The 16,379-nt window shown below is 58.4% G+C and carries 13 protein-coding genes; 6 read left to right on the forward strand and 7 right to left on the reverse strand.

Annotation, left to right across the window (positions count from 1 at the left end):
* The first annotated feature begins 3 nt into the window (after window positions 1-3).
* Both araC and ACZ3HG_RS02325 read left to right on the forward strand, forming a co-directional pair.
* On the forward strand, window positions 4-921 hold the full coding sequence (gene araC, locus ACZ3HG_RS02320; RefSeq protein WP_062743401.1) for an arabinose operon transcriptional regulator AraC: 918 nt from the start codon (window positions 4-6) through the stop codon (window positions 919-921).
* A 75-nt stretch (window positions 922-996) separates the two neighbouring features.
* On the forward strand, window positions 997-2,037 hold the full coding sequence (locus tag ACZ3HG_RS02325) for an oxidoreductase (protein ID WP_191932238.1): 1,041 nt from the start codon (window positions 997-999) through the stop codon (window positions 2,035-2,037).
* A gap of 155 nt (window positions 2,038-2,192) precedes the next feature.
* Here ACZ3HG_RS02325 and add read toward each other — a convergent pair whose 3' ends face one another.
* The 3 genes from add to malX form a co-directional block, all read right to left on the reverse strand.
* Entirely contained in the window at window positions 2,193-3,191 is a 999-nt protein-coding gene (gene add / locus ACZ3HG_RS02330) for an adenosine deaminase (RefSeq protein WP_118664198.1), read from the reverse strand.
* Between the two features lie 109 nt (window positions 3,192-3,300).
* Complete coding sequence (locus ACZ3HG_RS02335) at window positions 3,301-4,482, reverse strand: MalY/PatB family protein (RefSeq protein WP_465331666.1); 1,182 nt, start codon at window positions 4,480-4,482, stop codon at window positions 3,301-3,303.
* Between the two features lie 39 nt (window positions 4,483-4,521).
* A complete protein-coding gene (gene malX, locus ACZ3HG_RS02340) occupies window positions 4,522-6,108 on the reverse strand; it encodes a maltose/glucose-specific PTS transporter subunit IIBC (protein ID WP_191932240.1) in 1,587 nt (528 codons plus the stop codon).
* A 192-nt stretch (window positions 6,109-6,300) separates the two neighbouring features.
* Here malX and malI point away from each other — a divergent pair, with 192 nt between their 5' ends.
* Window positions 6,301-7,320, forward strand: coding sequence for a Mal regulon transcriptional regulator MalI (gene malI, locus ACZ3HG_RS02345; RefSeq protein WP_274604271.1), 1,020 nt, complete (start codon window positions 6,301-6,303; stop codon window positions 7,318-7,320).
* 129 nt (window positions 7,321-7,449) lie between these two features.
* Window positions 7,450-8,796 (forward strand): hypothetical protein, encoded by a 1,347-nt coding sequence (locus ACZ3HG_RS02350; RefSeq protein WP_465331669.1) that lies wholly within the window; start codon window positions 7,450-7,452, stop codon window positions 8,794-8,796.
* A 40-nt stretch (window positions 8,797-8,836) separates the two neighbouring features.
* Here the strand turns inward: ACZ3HG_RS02350 and ACZ3HG_RS02355 are convergent, their stop codons facing one another.
* Both ACZ3HG_RS02355 and manA read right to left on the reverse strand, forming a co-directional pair.
* The gene (locus ACZ3HG_RS02355; RefSeq protein ID WP_465331671.1) at window positions 8,837-10,345 is read right to left on the reverse strand and encodes a YdgA family protein; all 1,509 of its coding nucleotides are present in this window, start codon (window positions 10,343-10,345) and stop codon (window positions 8,837-8,839) included.
* A gap of 136 nt (window positions 10,346-10,481) precedes the next feature.
* Window positions 10,482-11,666: a mannose-6-phosphate isomerase gene (gene manA, locus ACZ3HG_RS02360; protein WP_191932244.1), complete on the reverse strand. Its 1,185-nt coding sequence runs from the start codon at window positions 11,664-11,666 to the stop codon at window positions 10,482-10,484.
* 195 nt (window positions 11,667-11,861) lie between these two features.
* On the opposite strand from manA, the gene fumC reads away from it, so the two are divergent.
* Entirely contained in the window at window positions 11,862-13,259 is a 1,398-nt protein-coding gene (fumC, locus tag ACZ3HG_RS02365; protein ID WP_465331673.1) for a class II fumarate hydratase, read from the forward strand.
* Window positions 13,260-13,323: 64 nt separating this feature from the next.
* Here fumC and tus read toward each other — a convergent pair whose 3' ends face one another.
* Both tus and ACZ3HG_RS02375 read right to left on the reverse strand, forming a co-directional pair.
* The gene (gene tus / locus ACZ3HG_RS02370) at window positions 13,324-14,253 is read right to left on the reverse strand and encodes a DNA replication terminus site-binding protein (protein ID WP_191932246.1); all 930 of its coding nucleotides are present in this window, start codon (window positions 14,251-14,253) and stop codon (window positions 13,324-13,326) included.
* Window positions 14,254-14,425: 172 nt separating this feature from the next.
* The gene (locus tag ACZ3HG_RS02375) at window positions 14,426-15,400 is read right to left on the reverse strand and encodes a quinone oxidoreductase family protein (protein WP_191932247.1); all 975 of its coding nucleotides are present in this window, start codon (window positions 15,398-15,400) and stop codon (window positions 14,426-14,428) included.
* Between the two features lie 109 nt (window positions 15,401-15,509).
* Here ACZ3HG_RS02375 and ACZ3HG_RS02380 point away from each other — a divergent pair, with 109 nt between their 5' ends.
* The gene (locus ACZ3HG_RS02380; RefSeq protein WP_465331676.1) at window positions 15,510-16,376 is read left to right on the forward strand and encodes a LysR family transcriptional regulator; all 867 of its coding nucleotides are present in this window, start codon (window positions 15,510-15,512) and stop codon (window positions 16,374-16,376) included.
* Window positions 16,377-16,379: the final 3 nt, after the last annotated feature.

Here is a 16,379-nt window from a genome sequence, read left to right on the forward strand (position 1 = left end):
GTTATGTATCATCGTCTGGCGCCGGTGGCGCAGTCCAATCCGTTACTTCCCGGGTATCCATTCAGCGCCTGGCTGGTGGCCGGGCTGACGCCGATTAATGCAGCAGGGCCGCTCGATTTCTTTATCGACCGCCCGCACGGTATGAAAGGCTACATTCTTAACCTGACCATTAAAGGCCGCGGGCGGGTGTTTGACGGTGAGGCGGCGTTTGACTGTGAGCCTGGCGATCTGCTGCTGTTTCAGCCGAAAACGCCGCATTACTATGGCCGTTTGCCGGACAGTGACTGCTGGTATCACCGCTGGGTCTATTTCCGCCCCCGCGCCTACTGGAGCGACTGGCTGGAGTGGCAGGATGAGGCTCAGGGCGTGGGGCGTCTGCGCCTGCCGGAGTCGCTGCGTGGGGAGTTTGACCGCTTGTTTGCCAATATCGAACACACGCACAACTCCGGACGTCCGTTTGCCGAGGAACTGGCGATGAATCTGCTGGAGCGTCTGCTGCTGCGGGCGGTGCAGGAAGATCCGCGCAGCCAGCAGCAGGTGCGCGACGCCCGCGTGGTTGAGGCCTGCCAGTACGTCACCAACAACCTGGCGGCAGAGGTGAAAATTGAAGAGGTGGCCAGACACGTCTGCCTGTCGCCGTCGCGGCTGGCGCATCTCTTTCGCGAACAGATGGGCGTCAACCTGCTGCGCTGGCGGGAAGATCAGCGCGTGATCCGCGCCAAGCTGCTGCTGCAGACCACCCAGGAGCCGATTGCCAGCATCGGCCGCGAAGTGGGCTATGACGATCAGCTTTACTTCTCCCGGGTTTTCCGCAAGCGTGCCGGGGTCAGCCCCAGCGACTTCCGCCGCCGCAGCCTTGACGCGCACGACGCGCTGGTGGCGCAGGAGACCTGGCACCTGCCGCGCCGCGCCAACGAATAGCTTTTCGGGCAAATCCTCCTTGTGGTTGCCCCGTTGATCGTCTTAAATCAACGGGTAACCACGAGAGGGATTAAAATGAGTGATAAAATTCGTGTTGGCCTGGTCGGCTACGGCTTTGCCAGCAAAACCTTCCATGCGCCATTAATTGCCGGGACATCTGAAATGGCGCTGTCGGCCATTTCCAGCAGCGATGCGGGCAAGGTCCATGCAGACTGGCCGTCGGTGCAGGTCGTGTCCGATCCCCAGGCGTTATTTGACGACCCCACGCTTCAGCTGATTGTTATCCCAACCCCTAATGACACCCACTTTCCGTTAGCCCGGGCTGCCCTGATGGCCGGTAAGCACGTGGTGGTAGACAAGCCGTTTACCGTGACACTGTCACAGGCGCGCGAACTGGATGCGCTGGCGAAAGCCAAAGGTCTGCTGCTGTCGGTGTTCCACAATCGCCGCTGGGACAGCGACTTCCTCACGGTGAAAGCATTGCTGGCGGAAGGGACGCTGGGTGAGGTGCGTTATTTTGAATCGCACTTCGACCGTTTCCGTCCGCAGGTCCAGCAGCGCTGGCGTGAGCAGCAGGGGCCGGGCAGCGGCATCTGGTACGATCTGGGGCCGCACGTCATTGACCAGGCCTTGCAGCTGTTTGGCTCCCCTGTGGCGATCACCCTGGATACGGCCGATTTGCGTCCCGGTGCTGTGACCACCGACTATTTCCACGCCACCCTGATCTACCCGCAGCGGCGCGTGGTGCTGCACGGCAGTATGCTGGTGGCCGCAGAGTCGGCGCGCTATCAGATACACGGCACGCGCGGCAGCTTTGTGAAATACGGTCTGGATCCGCAGGAAGACCGCCTGAAGTCCGGGGCGCGGCCGCCGCAGGAGGACTGGGGCTATGATATGCGCGACGGCGTCCTGACGCTGGCCGACGGGGAGGGGTTGGTGGAAAAAACGCTGCTGACCATTCCTGGCAACTATCCGGCTTACTACGCGGCGATCCGCGATGCGGTGAACGGCGTCGGGGAAAACCCGGTGAAAGCAGAAGAGGCGATTCAGGTGATGGAGTTGATCGAGTTGGGTCTGCAGTCGGCTGAAAAACGCCAGACGATGTCGCTGAAATAAGCCGTTCACGGTCGCTAACGGGCTGACCACAAATAGAGGTCAGCCTCTGCGTCGTCCGTGGACTCCTGTCAACGCGGGGCGGCCTTTTTCCGCTCGGCCGGGTTTGACCGATGTTCTTACCACCTGAGGCGGGACATCACCCGCCCTGGTGGATATCAGGCGGCGACGCGTGCCCGAACGGCGGCGCGCTCAGCATCACTGAGGAAGGCTATCTTCAGGCCGTTCTCCTGCGCCACCCGCATCTGCGCCAGGCTCAGCCCGGCAGCTGGGGCGGCAACGGCGTATTCATGACCAATCTCAATCCCCTGAACCGCCGGATCGTCCGTGTTGATGGTGGCAAGAATACCGTGATCCAGGAAGGTTTTCAGCGGGTGACGTGCCAGTGAGGCCACGGTGCTGGTCTGAATATTCGAGGTCAGACAGGACTCGACGCCAATGCCGTGCTTCGCCATAAAGTCCATCAGCGCCGGATCTTCCACCGCTTTCACCCCGTGGCCGATACGCTCCGCACCCAGTTCGCGGATGGCCTGCCAGATGCTCTCAGCGCCAGCGGCCTCCCCGGCGTGAACCGTAATGCGCAGTCCGGCATCGCGGGCGCGGGTAAAGTGGCTGAGGAACTGGCTGCCTGGGAAGCCGAGTTCATCACCCGCCAGGTCCAGAGCCGTGATGCTGTCGCGGTGCGCCAGCAGGCCGTTCAGCTCGTCCAGACAGGCCTCTTCGCCGAAGGTGCGGCTCATGATACCGATCAGACGCACGTCGATATTGTGATTGCTACAGCCGGCTTTAATGCCGTCAATCACCGCTTCCACTACGCCCGCAATCGGCAGGTTGTGGGTCATGGCCATATAGCCCGGCGAAAAGCGCAGCTCGGTATAGTGAATTCCGGCGCGGGCGGCGTCTTCAACGTTTTCCTGCGCAACGCGGCGGCAGGCATCAAGGGAACCCAACACTTTGACCCCCCAGTCCAGCTTATTGAGGAAGCTGACCAGGTCCGGCTCGGCGTCAATCACCTGCACGTGCGGGCGCAGCGTATCCAGCGTAGTGGCGGGCAGCGCGAGGTTAAACTCACGGCCTAAATCAAGGATGGTCTGCGCACGGATATTGCCGTCAAGATGGCGATGAATGTCGGTGAGGGGAAGCTGGGAATCGATCATGTCGGCACTCTCTGTTTTTTTAATAAAGTGCGGAGCATTATAAAAACTTATTGCGCAACAATGCCACTAAATTGCGCAACAAGCGCTGTTTGCCGATGTTAACTGCTGCTTAATCGCACGCTGAACAGCACTGCAGTGCCGCAATCAGCCGGTTCAGGCCCTCATCGACCTTGCTGCGGGGACAGCCGACGTTAAAGCGAAGCCAGCCCCGGCTCTGTGGCCCGTAGGTCGATCCCGGCATTATGGCGACCTTCTGCTGCTCCGTCAGCACCTCCTGCAGTCGCTGCTCATCAATATGCAGCGGGTTCAGATCGATCCACGCCAGGTAAGTGGCCTGCGGCGGCTGCCAGTTCAGCGTGGGGAAGGCCGCATTCAGACGACGGGCTACATGGTGGAGATTATCCCGCAGATAGGTACGCAGCGCGTCCAGCCATTCTGCGCCATGCCGGTAGGCGGCAATATGCGCCGCCACGGCCAGCAGCGCCGGGGAGGAGAGACCATCGGCGTTTTTCAGTGCCTGAAACCACGCGGCCCGATCCGCCTCATCGCTAATAAAGCCATAGGCCCCGGTCAGGCCCGGAATGTTGAAACTTTTTGATGCCGAGGTAAACAGCGCCCAGCGTCCCTGGCCCACGCGGCTCCACGGAATATGGCGCGCCCCGTCCATCACCATATCCATGTGGATCTCATCGCTGATCACCCGCACCTGGTGGCGTGCGCAGAGTTGCGCCATCTGTTCCAGCTCGCTGTGGAGCCAGACTTTACCGGTCGGATTGTGCGGGCTGCACAGCAGCAGGATCTTGCACTGCGGATCGGCGAGTAAGGCTTCCAGTGCGGCCATATCACACTGCCACAGGCCCTGTGAGAGGCTGAGCGGCAGCGCCATCACCCGGCGCTGATTACCCTCAATCACCTTATAAAAGGCATCATAGGCCGGGGTTTGGATCACCACCCCGTCACCGGGCTGTGACCAGTGGCGGATCATCTGTGCCACCATATAGATCACCGACGGACCGTAAACGATCTGCCGGGGATCGACCTTTTCTGCAAAACGCTGCTGATACCAGCCGCTGACGGCATCAAGAAAATCACTGTGCTGCCAGCGGCTGTAGCCGAAAATCCCGTGTGCGACGCACTGCTGCAGCGCCGCTATCACTGCCGGGGCGGTGGGAATATCCATATCAGAAATGGTGAAGGGCAGCAGATCGTCATGGCCAAAGCGGTCAGCAACGAAATCCCACTGGGTGGACCAGCTGCCATGGCGATCGATGACCCGATCAAAATCAAACATTGTGTGCTCCTCAATCTGTGCCGCAGCACAGTTCCCGGTTTACGCGGAAGCGGCGGGCATCAGCGTGGCGATTTCATCTTTCACCGACTGAACCTGTGGCCCAATCACCACCTGCAGGTTGTGCTGGCTGAGGTGGACGACACCGATCACCCGATGGGCCTTCAGCGCAGCATCGTCAACCAGGCTCATATCCTTCACCGATAACCGCAGGCGCGTCAGGCAGTTATCCAGTGACGTAATGTTGTCGATCCCGCCGAGTGCCGCCAGAATGGCAGGGGTGTTATACCCCGACTTACCACTGACCTCACGTGCCGGGCTGCTGTCGTTAACGGTGTCAATTTCACGTCCCGGCGTTTTGATATTGAAGCGGGTAATGGCCAGGCGGAAGATCAGGTAATAGCCGGCAAACCAGACAGCCGCGACCACGGGAACCCAGTACCATTTGGTTTGCAGCCCGTGCAGAACACCAAACACCACGAAGTCGATAATATTGCCATCAGTATTGCCTATTGTGACGCCTAATACCGCCATCAGCGTAAAGCCCAGACCGGTTAACAGGGCGTGGATCAGATAGAGGACCGGTGCCACAAACAGGAACAGAAATTCAATCGGTTCGGTGGTTCCGCCGACCACGCAGGCGACCACGCCGGAAATCAGCAGCCCCTTAATTTTGTGCCGATTTTCCGGGCGGGCACAGTGATACATGGCCAGCGCGGCCCCGGGTAACCCTCCGAGAAAGGCCGGCATTTTCCCCTGTGACAGGAAGCGCGTGGCGCTCTCAGCAAAGCCGCCCGGGGTTGGGCAGGAAAGCTGCGCCTGGAAGATGGTGAGGGCACCACTGACGCTGTGACCGCAAACGTCCAGCGTGCCGCCCGCATCGGTAAAGCGGATGATCGCGACCAGAATATGCTGCAAGCCGAAGGGCAGCAGCAGGCGTTCACCGGTGCCGAAGATCATCGGGCCAAAATCCCCCGCGCTATTGATCACCCAGCCGAGGCCGGCAATGGCTTTGGCAAACCACGGCCAGATAAGCGGGATCGCCAGTCCGGCGAGGCCCATCACCAGCGTGGTGATAATCGGCACAAATCGCGTGCCGCCAAAGAAGGCGAGGGCATCCGGCAGACGAATATCGTGGAAGCGTTCGTGCAGATAAAACACCACGATCCCGGCGATCACCGCGCCGAGAATGCCCGTATCGATGGACTGGATGCCAATAATATTCTGAATGTTATTGGCCTTGAGGACAGCCGCATCGGTGGTGGGCAGAATGCCTTTGGCCGTCAGCCAGAAGTTAACCGCCAGGTTCATCACGGCGAAACCGACAAAGCCGGAGAACGCCGCCACCCCTTTGTTGTTACGCGCCATGCCCAGGGGGATAGCAACAGCAAACATCACGGGCAGATAGCTGAAGGCGAATGAGCCGATTTTACTCATCCAGGTGAACACCAGCTGCAGTACCGGCTCGCCAAGGAACGGGATCAGCGTGATAACATCCTGGCTGCTTAATGAACTCCCGATACCCAGCATGATGCCGCAAAAGGACAGCAGGGCAACGGGGAGCATAAAGGTTTTCCCCAGGCTCTGAAAAAATTCCCAAACCGTAATTTTCTGACGTGTGGCTGACATACGCTCTCCTGGCGAATTCGTGCTCAGCGGTTGCTGAGGTAAAATAAGATAAAACGTTTTACCTTTTAAAAACGAGTGACAGATCACAGGGTTCTGGCGAGGGGACCTTTTCTCTGCGACAATCGGCCTGTCACGTTTTACCTTTAGCGTTCCTGCTGTTCGCACACGGCTGAACCATTCCATGAGAAAATGATGTCTCAGAAGAAAATCACCATCCATGATGTAGCCGCCGAAGCCGGTGTGTCGGTGACGACGGTTTCGCTGGCGCTGTCCGGTAAGGGGCGGATCTCTGCCGTTACGACCGCGCGCGTTAACCGCGCGGCTGAAGCGCTGGGGTTTGTGCGTAATCGTTCTGCCAGCATGCTGCGCGGCGGTGGAAGCGGCGTCGTGGGCCTGATCGTGCGCGATATCTGTCACCCGTTTTACGCTGAAATGACCGCCGGGCTGAGTGAGACGCTGGAGCAGCAGGGAAAAGTGCTGTTTCTGACGCAAAGCGGTGCACAGGGCCAGCATCTTGAGCGCTGTTTTGATTCGCTGGTGGAACAGGGCGTGGAAGGCATCGTTCTGGGTGGCGGTGGCGGCGACACCGGCCCTCTGATCCGCAAAGCGCAGGAGAAGAATATCGCCGTCCTCTGCGCATCGCGCGCCAGCAGTCTGGAACAGACTGATTCGGTGCGGCCGGATAATCATGCTGCGGCAAAAATGGCGACGGAATACCTGATCGCCCGCGGCCATCGCTGCATTGCGCTGCTGGGCGGATCTGGCGCGTCATTAACCCGCGCAGAACGCATTGGCGGATACTGCGCCACGCTGTTGCAGTTCGGGCTGCCTTTTCGCAGTGAGTGGATCATTGAAGGATGCGCACATCCCCGGGAGATCCCGGCGCAGGCGGAGCAGTTACTGCTGCAGTATCCGGGCATAACCGCCATCCTGTGCCATAACGCCGCCGTGACACTCGGCTGCTATTTAGGCGTACAGCGCAGCGGGCGCACTATCAGCAAAGACGCCGTGGGGAGCTATTATGACCGGCAGATGGCACTGGTGGGGTTCAGCGATGTCGCCGATGCCGCGCTGGATGACCCGGCTCTGACCTTCGTTAGCAGTACCGCGCGGGATATTGGCCGAAGTGCGGCGGCGCGACTTTTGCAAAAAATAGCGCACCCGGATGATGCGCCCCAGCACATCATTTTATCTCCGCAGTTAATGGCGTAGCGTTTGTCACCTCCTGTTCCTTCCCTGTCTGAAGCATTAATCATTAAAGTTTTCTGATGTTTTACCGAAAATAGTCACAGAACTACCACATCAACTGTGACGCGCTGGCGTAAACCAAGGGATTGCACAATGACTGTTATTTCATCGGTTGGAAACCTGTCTCTAAGCACTTCGTTGCTCAATGCGACGACGCTCACCAGGTCCGTATCTGAGGCAGAACCCGCGCAGGCGATCGCTTCATCGTCTACTGAGGTCACGCTGGGGCAGACCAGGAACGCCTCACCGGTCTATTCACCACCACGCCTGTTTGTTGCCCCCGCTTCCAGTGAAAGTCAGGGTACCCTGAGTGTCAAAACGGCCAGCGGTGCGCGGGTCGAACTGACGCCCGGTAGCAATGGCACCGGCATGCAGATCGCCGTGAAGGAGGGAACTCTCAACGAAGCTGAACGGGCGGCGCTGGAAAAACTGTCTGACAGTTTCCAGAAAGCGCTGGATGGACTGACGGCTCAGCCGCCACGGCTGGATCTCAGTGCGCTGACGAAATTTAATACTTCGGTACTGACATCAGTGGACCTGCATGCAACCGTCGCGGGTGAGAATAAGCTGACGCTGGATTTCCACGCAGACAGCCAGACCCGTTCGGTAAAATCGACCGGCAGCCTGGGCACTGTTGATATCAGCGTGGACATGAGCAAAAGAGCCCTTCACGGCAGCGAGAGCCAGCAGCAACGCGCGCTCAGTCAGTATCTGACGCAGTTTGACCGTGCGGAAAGCCGGGGAGCGGGTAACAGTACGTTGATGACGATGTTCAGGGATGCGTTTACTGCGCTGAATACGCATTACAGCGACAGTGCCTCTCCCTCAAAAAACAGTCAGCAGACCCTCTTTATCTCACTGACGCGTTCAGATAAAAACATGCTGACCGGCCTGGCAGACTTTAAGGCTTCCGTGACGCAAGCGCCGGCCACCCCTAACCCGATGCGTCTGAACGAAGTTGATACGTTCTCTTACAGCGTGTCTCAGGCCACGACGATTACGGGGACCAGCGATCAGAATCGTCATTTCACGCAGAAACAACAGTCGCATCTCACGGCCAGCTACCATAAACCGTTAACGGCCGGATTGTCGCTCAATCTGACGACGGACAGAAACGCGCAGAATTACCTCTTTACCCAGGTTGATGACAACGCGGAAAGCACCACTGATGTGCAGTATCGTCAGGGCGCTCTGGTGTCGGCCATGCTGGATCAGTCAGCAACAACCTCAACCCGTGAGCAAAAGTATGTGAAAGGCTGGCTGGCGTCGGATACGACCACGCCGCAACAGACGGCGAAATCAACCGATTTGCTCGGTAAGCTACAGGCAGCATGGGAAAAAGAGAACTCGCGGGTATCCTTTGCGGATTATCTGCGCCAGCATTCGCTGCCAGATTTTGGTACCGAGGTGCTGTTAGAATCTGACCCCCAGGCACTGTAAAAGAAACGGGCCGCAGAGGCGGCCCGTTCATTAACGCGGTTTACTGCGGCATACCTTCCGGTGAAATACCAATACCGCCACCCAGCATATAGCGGGAGAGGAACTGTTCCAGCGGCATTTTTTCACCGTTCATGGTGACCTGTCCGGTGCTGTACTGCAGGCTGGTAGTGATGTTGTTATCCTTCTGCGTGGTCAGTTTAAACATCTGTCCCATTGCAGCCAGACCTTTCACCTGCTGATCGGCCAGCTTCGCAGCATCTTCCTGCTTGTAACCTTCTGACATGGCGACGTGAGTCATCATTTCAGTGGCCATCGGCATGGAGATGGCCAGCGTGGTATCCAGCGATTTCAGCACGCTGTCCACCTGCTGACCCAAATTTTGCGCAGGAGCCGTGGTGGCGGCCGGATCTTTGAACTGGGCATTCAGGTTGAAGCTACTTTCACCTTTGTCATTTTTCCAGCTAAACGGCGCGATGCTGACGGAAGGCGATCCCTTCAGCAGCAGTGCCACGTTTTGCGTCAGCAGTTCGGAGACGCGCTGCTGATACAGCTCTGGGTTTTCCTGCAGCGCCGGGTCGCTGGTCAGTGCCTGCACCTGACGGTTATAGGTTTCAGAGAAAGTTTTCAGTGCCTTACCATCAAACCCGTCCAGCTTAATCGCCAGCTTGCCCTGACCAAAGCTCTGTCCCTGCAGCTTAAGTCCGTCAAGGGTGTAGTCAATCAGACCAGAAACGCGGTTGTTAGTGGAATCAAAGTTTGATTTCCCTTTCAGCCCTTCGGCCACCATCGCTTCTTTACCGTCAACCGCTGCAGTCAGCTTTGTCAGATTAATCGTCTGATCGCCAATGCGCACACCTTCCGGGCTCAGGTGGGTGTTGGCATCGACCTTCAGGCCGTTAAGCGTGACCAGAACCGGCATATCCAGCTCATTGCGGGAGGACATCACCAGGCTGTTGATGTCACTGCTGAAGTCGACTTTATTGCCTTCCCCATCCGCGCTGATGTTCAGGGTGCCACCATCGAAGGCAAAACGCTCACCGGATTCGGGTTTGCTGTAATCCGCTGGCAGCAGGGTGATAGCGGAATCAGTGCTGCCGCCGTAACCAATGCGGGTTTCAGCCTGAATAATGGATTTCCCTTTGGCGATCTCAAACAGCTTCTTCACCGCCTCGGTGTTTTCCAGCTCGGTGTGAACAGAGGCCATGCTCGGGGTCAGATTGAATTTTTTCAACTGAGCCAGGGGGAAAGGGCCGTGGTCAATATTTTCACTGAAGATGATGCTCTGTCCCGGTTTCAGCAGGGAGTTATCTTCAGTTTGTGAGCTTGACTGCAGGACAAAACGCGCATGGCTGCTGAAGATGCCACGCTCGAAGTCCTGATAACTTAATTTCAGACGGCTTTCCGGTGCGCTTTTCTGAATCTGTGCATTAGCCTGTTGAACGACCTGATCCATGTTTTTTTCTAACTGCTTGCCCGTCATCCAGGCACTGGCAGTCCAGACTACGCCAAGAGCAATAACCACACCCACAGCAATCTTTGTTTTTTTCATCTGTAATAGCATCCTTTTACTGTTCACAAACACCGGAAACCTGTTCAGGTCCTGCAGGTTGCCTTTTGGCGATAAAAAACGCCTGACGGCGTTTTTAATAATTCGTGGATAATATTAGCAATTATGGCCAGCGGCGTCAGCCGCAATTCGGTAGTTCGTTAAATACCCGGGCCACGCGACCGTTTCCGCTCAGCGTGAGCGGCGACTCACGGGCGCTAATAAAGGCTGACTCACCCGCTTGTAGTGACAGCGACTGCCCGCCGCAGTTCAATGTCGCCTGCCCATCGATACAGAAGATAATCGCGGCGCTCTGCTGGCTGACGGTGAGCGGCGGGGTGTCGAGCGCGTGAATGGAAAAAGAAAAATCCTCCACCGGGATGGGGAAGTGCTGCGTGGCACCCTCCTGCTGCGGCGTGGTCAGTAGCGTACCGGCGGCGCGGGAGTCAAATCGCAGGTTGGCCAGCAGCTCCGGCACGTCAATGTATTTCGGCGTCAACCCGGCGCGCAGTACATTATCGGAGTTCGCCATCACCTCGAGCGCCACACCATGCAGGTACGCGTGTGGGGTTTCGGCGAACAGAAACATCGCCTCGGCAGGCTGCAGAGTGATGACATTCAGCAGCAGGGGCGCAAACAGACCGCAGTCATCGGGATAGACCCCGGCGATGTCGGCAATCGTCTGCCAGGGCTCGCCGTGCTGGCTGGCGACGGTGGCCTGCAAAATATCCAGCGCCAGCGACTTCTCTTCCCCCTTCAGCGAGAGCAGGGCAGCAAACAGCGCGGAAAGAGAGGCGGTGTCGGGATGATTCAGAAAATGGGCAATCGCCGGATGCGCACCGGCTAACGGCTGCAGCAGTGAGACAATGTCTGACAGAGGGCGAAAACCATTAATCGCTTTAAACGGCGTCAGGGCATAGACCAGTTCGGGTTTATGATTGGCATCTTTATAGTTTCGCGTCGCGGCATCCAGCGGAATGCCGGCAGCATTTTCACGCGCATAGCCTGCTTCAGCGGCGGCTTTACTGGGATGTACCTGGATCGACAGCGGCTGATCGGCGCACAGGACTTTGAATAAAAAGGGCAGCTCGCCAAAGCGACGGGCCACGCTTTCGCCTAACAGACCGGCTTTGTCAGCATCAATCAGATCGCGCAGCGCACGCGGCTGGCCATCCACCATCACCTGCGACGAGCTCTTCGGATGCGCTCCCATCCATAATTCAGCCATCGGCTGCTGGGTCGGATTCGCGATGCCGTACAGCGACGTCAGGGCTGTTTTACTGCCCCAGGCGTACTGTTGCACCGAATTGATTAACTTTTGCATTCTTTCTCCCTGGCCATTCAGCGGTTACTGGCAGTATTAAAACAGAAAACTACACTGGAAGAACAATCGGGATGCAATAAACGCGAATGAGTCGCATAATCGTATCCCTCTCTGTGTCAGACTATTGCCGCGCTTTTGACCGCCGTGTCGGGCTAAAGCGCGACCCTATTATACGTTGTGCCAAAGGAGACAGGAATGGCTGCCAACCGCGTTGAAAAAGATTCAATGGGACCGATTGATGTCCCTGCCGACAAACTCTGGGGGGCGCAAACGCAGCGTTCGCTGGAACACTTCCGTATCTCCACAGAAAAAATGCCGGTTGAGCTGGTGTATGCCCTGGCGCTGACCAAGCGTGCAGCGGCCAAAGTGAACAACGACCTCGGGCTGCTACCTGACGATCGCAGTGGAGCCATTATTCAGGCCGCCGATGAAGTGCTGGCCGACAGGCATCCTGGCGAGTTTCCGCTGGCCATCTGGCAGACCGGTTCCGGTACGCAAACCAATATGAACATGAACGAGGTGCTGGCCAACCGCGCCAGCGAGATCCTCGGTGGCGAACGCGGTATGTCGCGCCTGGTGCATCCTAACGATGACGTCAATAAAAGCCAGAGTTCGAATGACGTCTTCCCGACGGCCATGCATGTGGCGGCAGTGGTTGCGGTACAGGAACACCTGATCCCCGAACTGAAAAAACTGCATCAAACGCTGAATGAAAAGGCAGAGGCGTTTAAAGACATCGTGAAAATTGGCCGTACCCACCTGCAGGATGCCACGCCGCTAACCCTGGGCCAGGAGATCTCCGGCTGGGTAGCGATGCTTAACCACAATCTTAAGCACATCGAGCAGAGCATTCCCCACGTCGCTGAACTGGCGCTGGGCGGCACCGCTGTGGGTACCGGACTGAATACGCACCCGGAATATGCCGTCCGCGTGGCAAAAGAGCTGGCTGAACTGACGAAACAGCCGTTTGTCACCGCGCCAAACAAATTTGAAGCCCTGGCGACCTGCGATGCGCTGGTACACGCCCACGGGGCGCTGAAAGGCCTGGCAGCCTCGTTGATGAAAATCGCCAACGACGTACGCTGGCTGTCTTCCGGCCCGCGCTGCGGCATCGGCGAGATCGCCATTCCGGAAAACGAGCCGGGCAGCTCGATCATGCCGGGTAAAGTCAACCCGACCCAGTGTGAAGCCATGACCATGCTTTGCTGCCAGGTGATGGGTAACGATGTGGCGGTGAACATCGGTGGGGCATCCGGTAACTTCGAGCTCAACGTCTACCGCCCGATGGTGATCCATAACTTCCTGCAGTCGGTGCGTCTGCTGGCCGACGGGATGGACAGCTTTAACCACCACTGTGCCATCGGCATTGAGCCAAATCGTGACCGCATCAGCCAGCTGCTGAACGAGTCCCTGATGCTGGTAACGGCGCTGAACACCCATATCGGCTACGATAAAGCGGCAGAAATAGCCAAGAAAGCGCATAAAGAAGGGCTGACGCTGAAAGCATCGGCGCTGAAGCTCGGTTATCTGACGGAAGAAGAGTTTGATGCCTGGGTGCGTCCGGAAGTGATGGTCGGCAGCATGAAGGTGTAACGCCGGATACCCTCTCTGGCCAGGCGGGACGACCGGCTTATCGGTCGTCCCGCTTTTTTTTATGTTAAACCAGCCGATCGGTATACAGATGCAGGCGCGGGATCAGCAAAAATAACGGCTGGGCATCGGGTTTGTAGCGGTGCGTCACCCTGGCGGCATCGTAATTTAACAGTTCCCCCAGCGCCGGCACGCTATTGGCGTCCGGGCACAGCACCAGCAGGGGAGAAGGGCAGGCCAGCTGGGTCTGTTTCCTGTCCTGGCTGTTCCACACCCGCGCAATCGGCTGAACCTTCACCGGACGTTTGATCTTCAGCGCCGCCCCGGCGGGCAGCGATTTCACCGCGTCTATTTCATCAGCGATGCGTTCTGCCCACTGTTCGCGCGTCCACGGGGCAACGGCCCGGCCGGCCTTCAGGCTTTTTTGCAGCGTTGCCAGCATCTCGTCGCGGCTGACATTCTTGATGATATGTTTGTTGGCCCAGCCAAAGCGCACGGAGTCCGGCGCATCCAGCAGAGTCAGTGAGCGGTAGGCATTCAGCGTGATCAGCCCGCGCAGATGGCGGTGGACAAACTCAAAACGCTCCTCGGCGGGCAGGCCAGACTCTACCGTGATGATCTGTTCCAGCCGCTGTTTTAGCTGATTAATCGTCGCCACCTGCTGGTGCAGCAGGGCAGCCTGCGCGCCATCGGCCTCAAGGCAGACGGCACCAGGCAGGCGTACAGCGGCTTTAGTACTCAGTTTCTCCGACTGATGTTGCATAAAAAGACGGCCGTAATGGGTCAGGGTGCGTTCAAGCGCCTTTGTACCGGTCAGCTGTGTCACGGCCACCTGGGTCAGCGGATCGTGCTCTTTTCCTTTCTCCACCCCCGGCAGTTCAAACACCCGGGCGGCCAGCAGACGCAGGGCTAGGATCTGCTGCTGCAGCACCGCCAGTTCCTGCTCCAGCTGACTGACACAGTGATGAAGTTGATCAACGGCATCGTAACGTGTCATCAGACCTCCATTAGTTACAACATACTAATGACTATAGCAGGAGAAACCGGAGATGAACATCAGCAAACGCGTTTTTTGCGTCCGCAGCGAAAAAGGGCGGTACTGCACTCGTCAGGTTGCCGGGAAACAGCAGGGCGTCCCCCGGACACTACCTGCTAAGACTGTGCGGCTGTCAGACCGTCAGGATCACGCTGCCCGTCGTGTGGCCGGCTTCAAGACTGGCATGGGCCCGTCCTGCTTCCATCAGGGGAAACTCAGCGCCGACAGGGTTGATCAGTCCGTTTTGCAGGGCGGCCATCAGGTCTGCCGCTCCCCGTTGGTACAGCACGGCATCGTCAGCGTAGGCTATCGAGCTCGGGCGCATCAGGGCGATGGAGCGGCTGAAGCCTAAATCCTCAACCGGTACCGGAGGGATGGGGCCCGCCGGCTGGCCCATACTGGCCACCATACCGAACGGGCGCACGACGCCGAGCGTCGCGGAGAGCATACTCCCGCCGATACCGTCTACAGCAAAGTGTACGCCGGAGCCCCCGGTGATTTCAGCCACCTGACTGACCCAGTCGGGGTCCGTATGCAGCAGCACACTGACCGCCCCGGCGGCTGATACGTGCGCGGCTCTGGCAGGCGTACTGGTGGTACCGATGACCCGTGCGCCTTTAAGGGTTGCCCAGCGTGTGACCAACTGACCCAGCCCCCCGGCAGCGGCATGAACCAGAAGCCACTCGCCCGGCTGTACGTGCCAGACTTTATGCAGCAACATATGCGCCGTCAGGCCACGCAGCATTGAACTTCCGGCGGTACGCATATCTATTCCCTCGGGGATCTTTATCAGCCGCGCGGCAGGAATGTTTCTGCACTCGCAGTATGCACCCAAAGGGTTACCGGTATAGGCAACGCGATCGCCGGGGGAAAACCCCTCAACGTGACACCCGCGGGCAACGACCACGCCAGCCCCCTCAAAACCGGGTATCGCAGGAGAGGACGGCAGGGGATAAAGGCCGGAGCGGTAATAAATATCGACAAAATTAACGCCAATAACGGCGTGGCGGATCTGGACTTCATCCGGGCCCGGTTCTCCCGGATACACCTCAATCGGTTTTAACACCTCCGGGCCTCCCGGCTGACTGATGCTGATCGCGATGGGCATCTTCTTCTCCTCAGGGTTTAAGTAGTAGGGGAAGTTTATAACTGTCTGCAACGGGAAAATACGCGTATAAAATTCCCATATACGTGAATTTTTGCATATGAGGTAGGGGATGGACTGGCAGGATTTGGCGTATTTTCTCGCCCTGGTGCGTCATGGCTCGATGGCGGCAGCGGCCAAAGCGCTGAAGGTCGATCACGCCACAGTGAGCCGGCGCATTGCTTCACTGGAAAGCGCCCTCGGCCTGCGGCTGACGGAAAGGCTGCCGCGGCGTACCACCCTGACCACACACGGCGAGATGATCGCGGCGGTTGCCGGAGACATGGGCAGGATTGCCGACCGCATTAAGCTGCAGGCCCAGTCTCTGGCGGCTACGACAAACACGGTGGTCAGGGTCAGCGCGTCACCCGCCGTCGCCGCACGGCTGATCGCCCCGGCAATGGGCCGCTTTTCGCATCAGCATCCGGGAGTAACGCTCTCGCTGTCCGGCATGTCCGGGCACGCACTGCTGGATAAGGGCGAAGCCGACATTGCCGTGCGTCTGACCCGCCCGGACGACCCTGACCTGCTCATCAGGCGCATCGGCACGATGCGCTTTGGACTGTATGCGTCGCCCGCGTTCAGCGCCCTCTCACCGGACCGCTGGACGTTTATCGCCTATGAAGATCGGCTCGATTATGTCACTCAGCAACAATGGCTGAACACTCTGCTGGCGGGACGCGCCGTGGTGTTCCGTGCCAGCGATCTGATGGCGCAGCAGCAGGCTGCCCGCACCGGGCTGGGAGCCGTAGTGCTGCCCTGCTTTATGGGCGAGGCGGATACTGCGCTGGTTTCCCTGCCGGTCGCAACCCCGCCTCCGGTCAGGGATATCTGGCTGGCGGCTTACCCGGAACTGAAGCGCTTACCGGCGGCGATCCGGGTGACGGATTTTTTAGCGGAGATTGTCGGGAGCGCCTGTCCTCCCGACCGGCGACGGTGAACC

This window comes from Erwinia sp. PME.40.26/001 (genome assembly GCF_055556675.1).

Bases quoted from the DNA above. Each gene is read 5' to 3' on its own strand.
- araC (WP_062743401.1), top strand. From the start codon at position 4: ATGTATCATCGTCTGGCGCCGGTGGCGCAGTCCAATCCGTTACTTCCC.
- ACZ3HG_RS02325 (WP_191932238.1), top strand. From the start codon at position 997: ATGAGTGATAAAATTCGTGTTGGCCTGGTCGGCTACGGCTTTGCCAGC.
- add (WP_118664198.1), bottom strand. From the start codon at position 3,191: ATGATCGATTCCCAGCTTCCCCTCACCGACATTCATCGCCATCTTGAC.
- ACZ3HG_RS02335 (WP_465331666.1), bottom strand. From the start codon at position 4,482: ATGTTTGATTTTGATCGGGTCATCGATCGCCATGGCAGCTGGTCCACC.
- malX (WP_191932240.1), bottom strand. From the start codon at position 6,108: ATGTCAGCCACACGTCAGAAAATTACGGTTTGGGAATTTTTTCAGAGC.
- malI (WP_274604271.1), top strand. From the start codon at position 6,301: ATGTCTCAGAAGAAAATCACCATCCATGATGTAGCCGCCGAAGCCGGT.
- ACZ3HG_RS02350 (WP_465331669.1), top strand. From the start codon at position 7,450: ATGACTGTTATTTCATCGGTTGGAAACCTGTCTCTAAGCACTTCGTTG.
- ACZ3HG_RS02355 (WP_465331671.1), bottom strand. From the start codon at position 10,345: ATGAAAAAAACAAAGATTGCTGTGGGTGTGGTTATTGCTCTTGGCGTA.
- manA (WP_191932244.1), bottom strand. From the start codon at position 11,666: ATGCAAAAGTTAATCAATTCGGTGCAACAGTACGCCTGGGGCAGTAAA.
- fumC (WP_465331673.1), top strand. From the start codon at position 11,862: ATGGCTGCCAACCGCGTTGAAAAAGATTCAATGGGACCGATTGATGTC.
- tus (WP_191932246.1), bottom strand. From the start codon at position 14,253: ATGACACGTTACGATGCCGTTGATCAACTTCATCACTGTGTCAGTCAG.
- ACZ3HG_RS02375 (WP_191932247.1), bottom strand. From the start codon at position 15,400: ATGCCCATCGCGATCAGCATCAGTCAGCCGGGAGGCCCGGAGGTGTTA.
- ACZ3HG_RS02380 (WP_465331676.1), top strand. From the start codon at position 15,510: ATGGACTGGCAGGATTTGGCGTATTTTCTCGCCCTGGTGCGTCATGGC.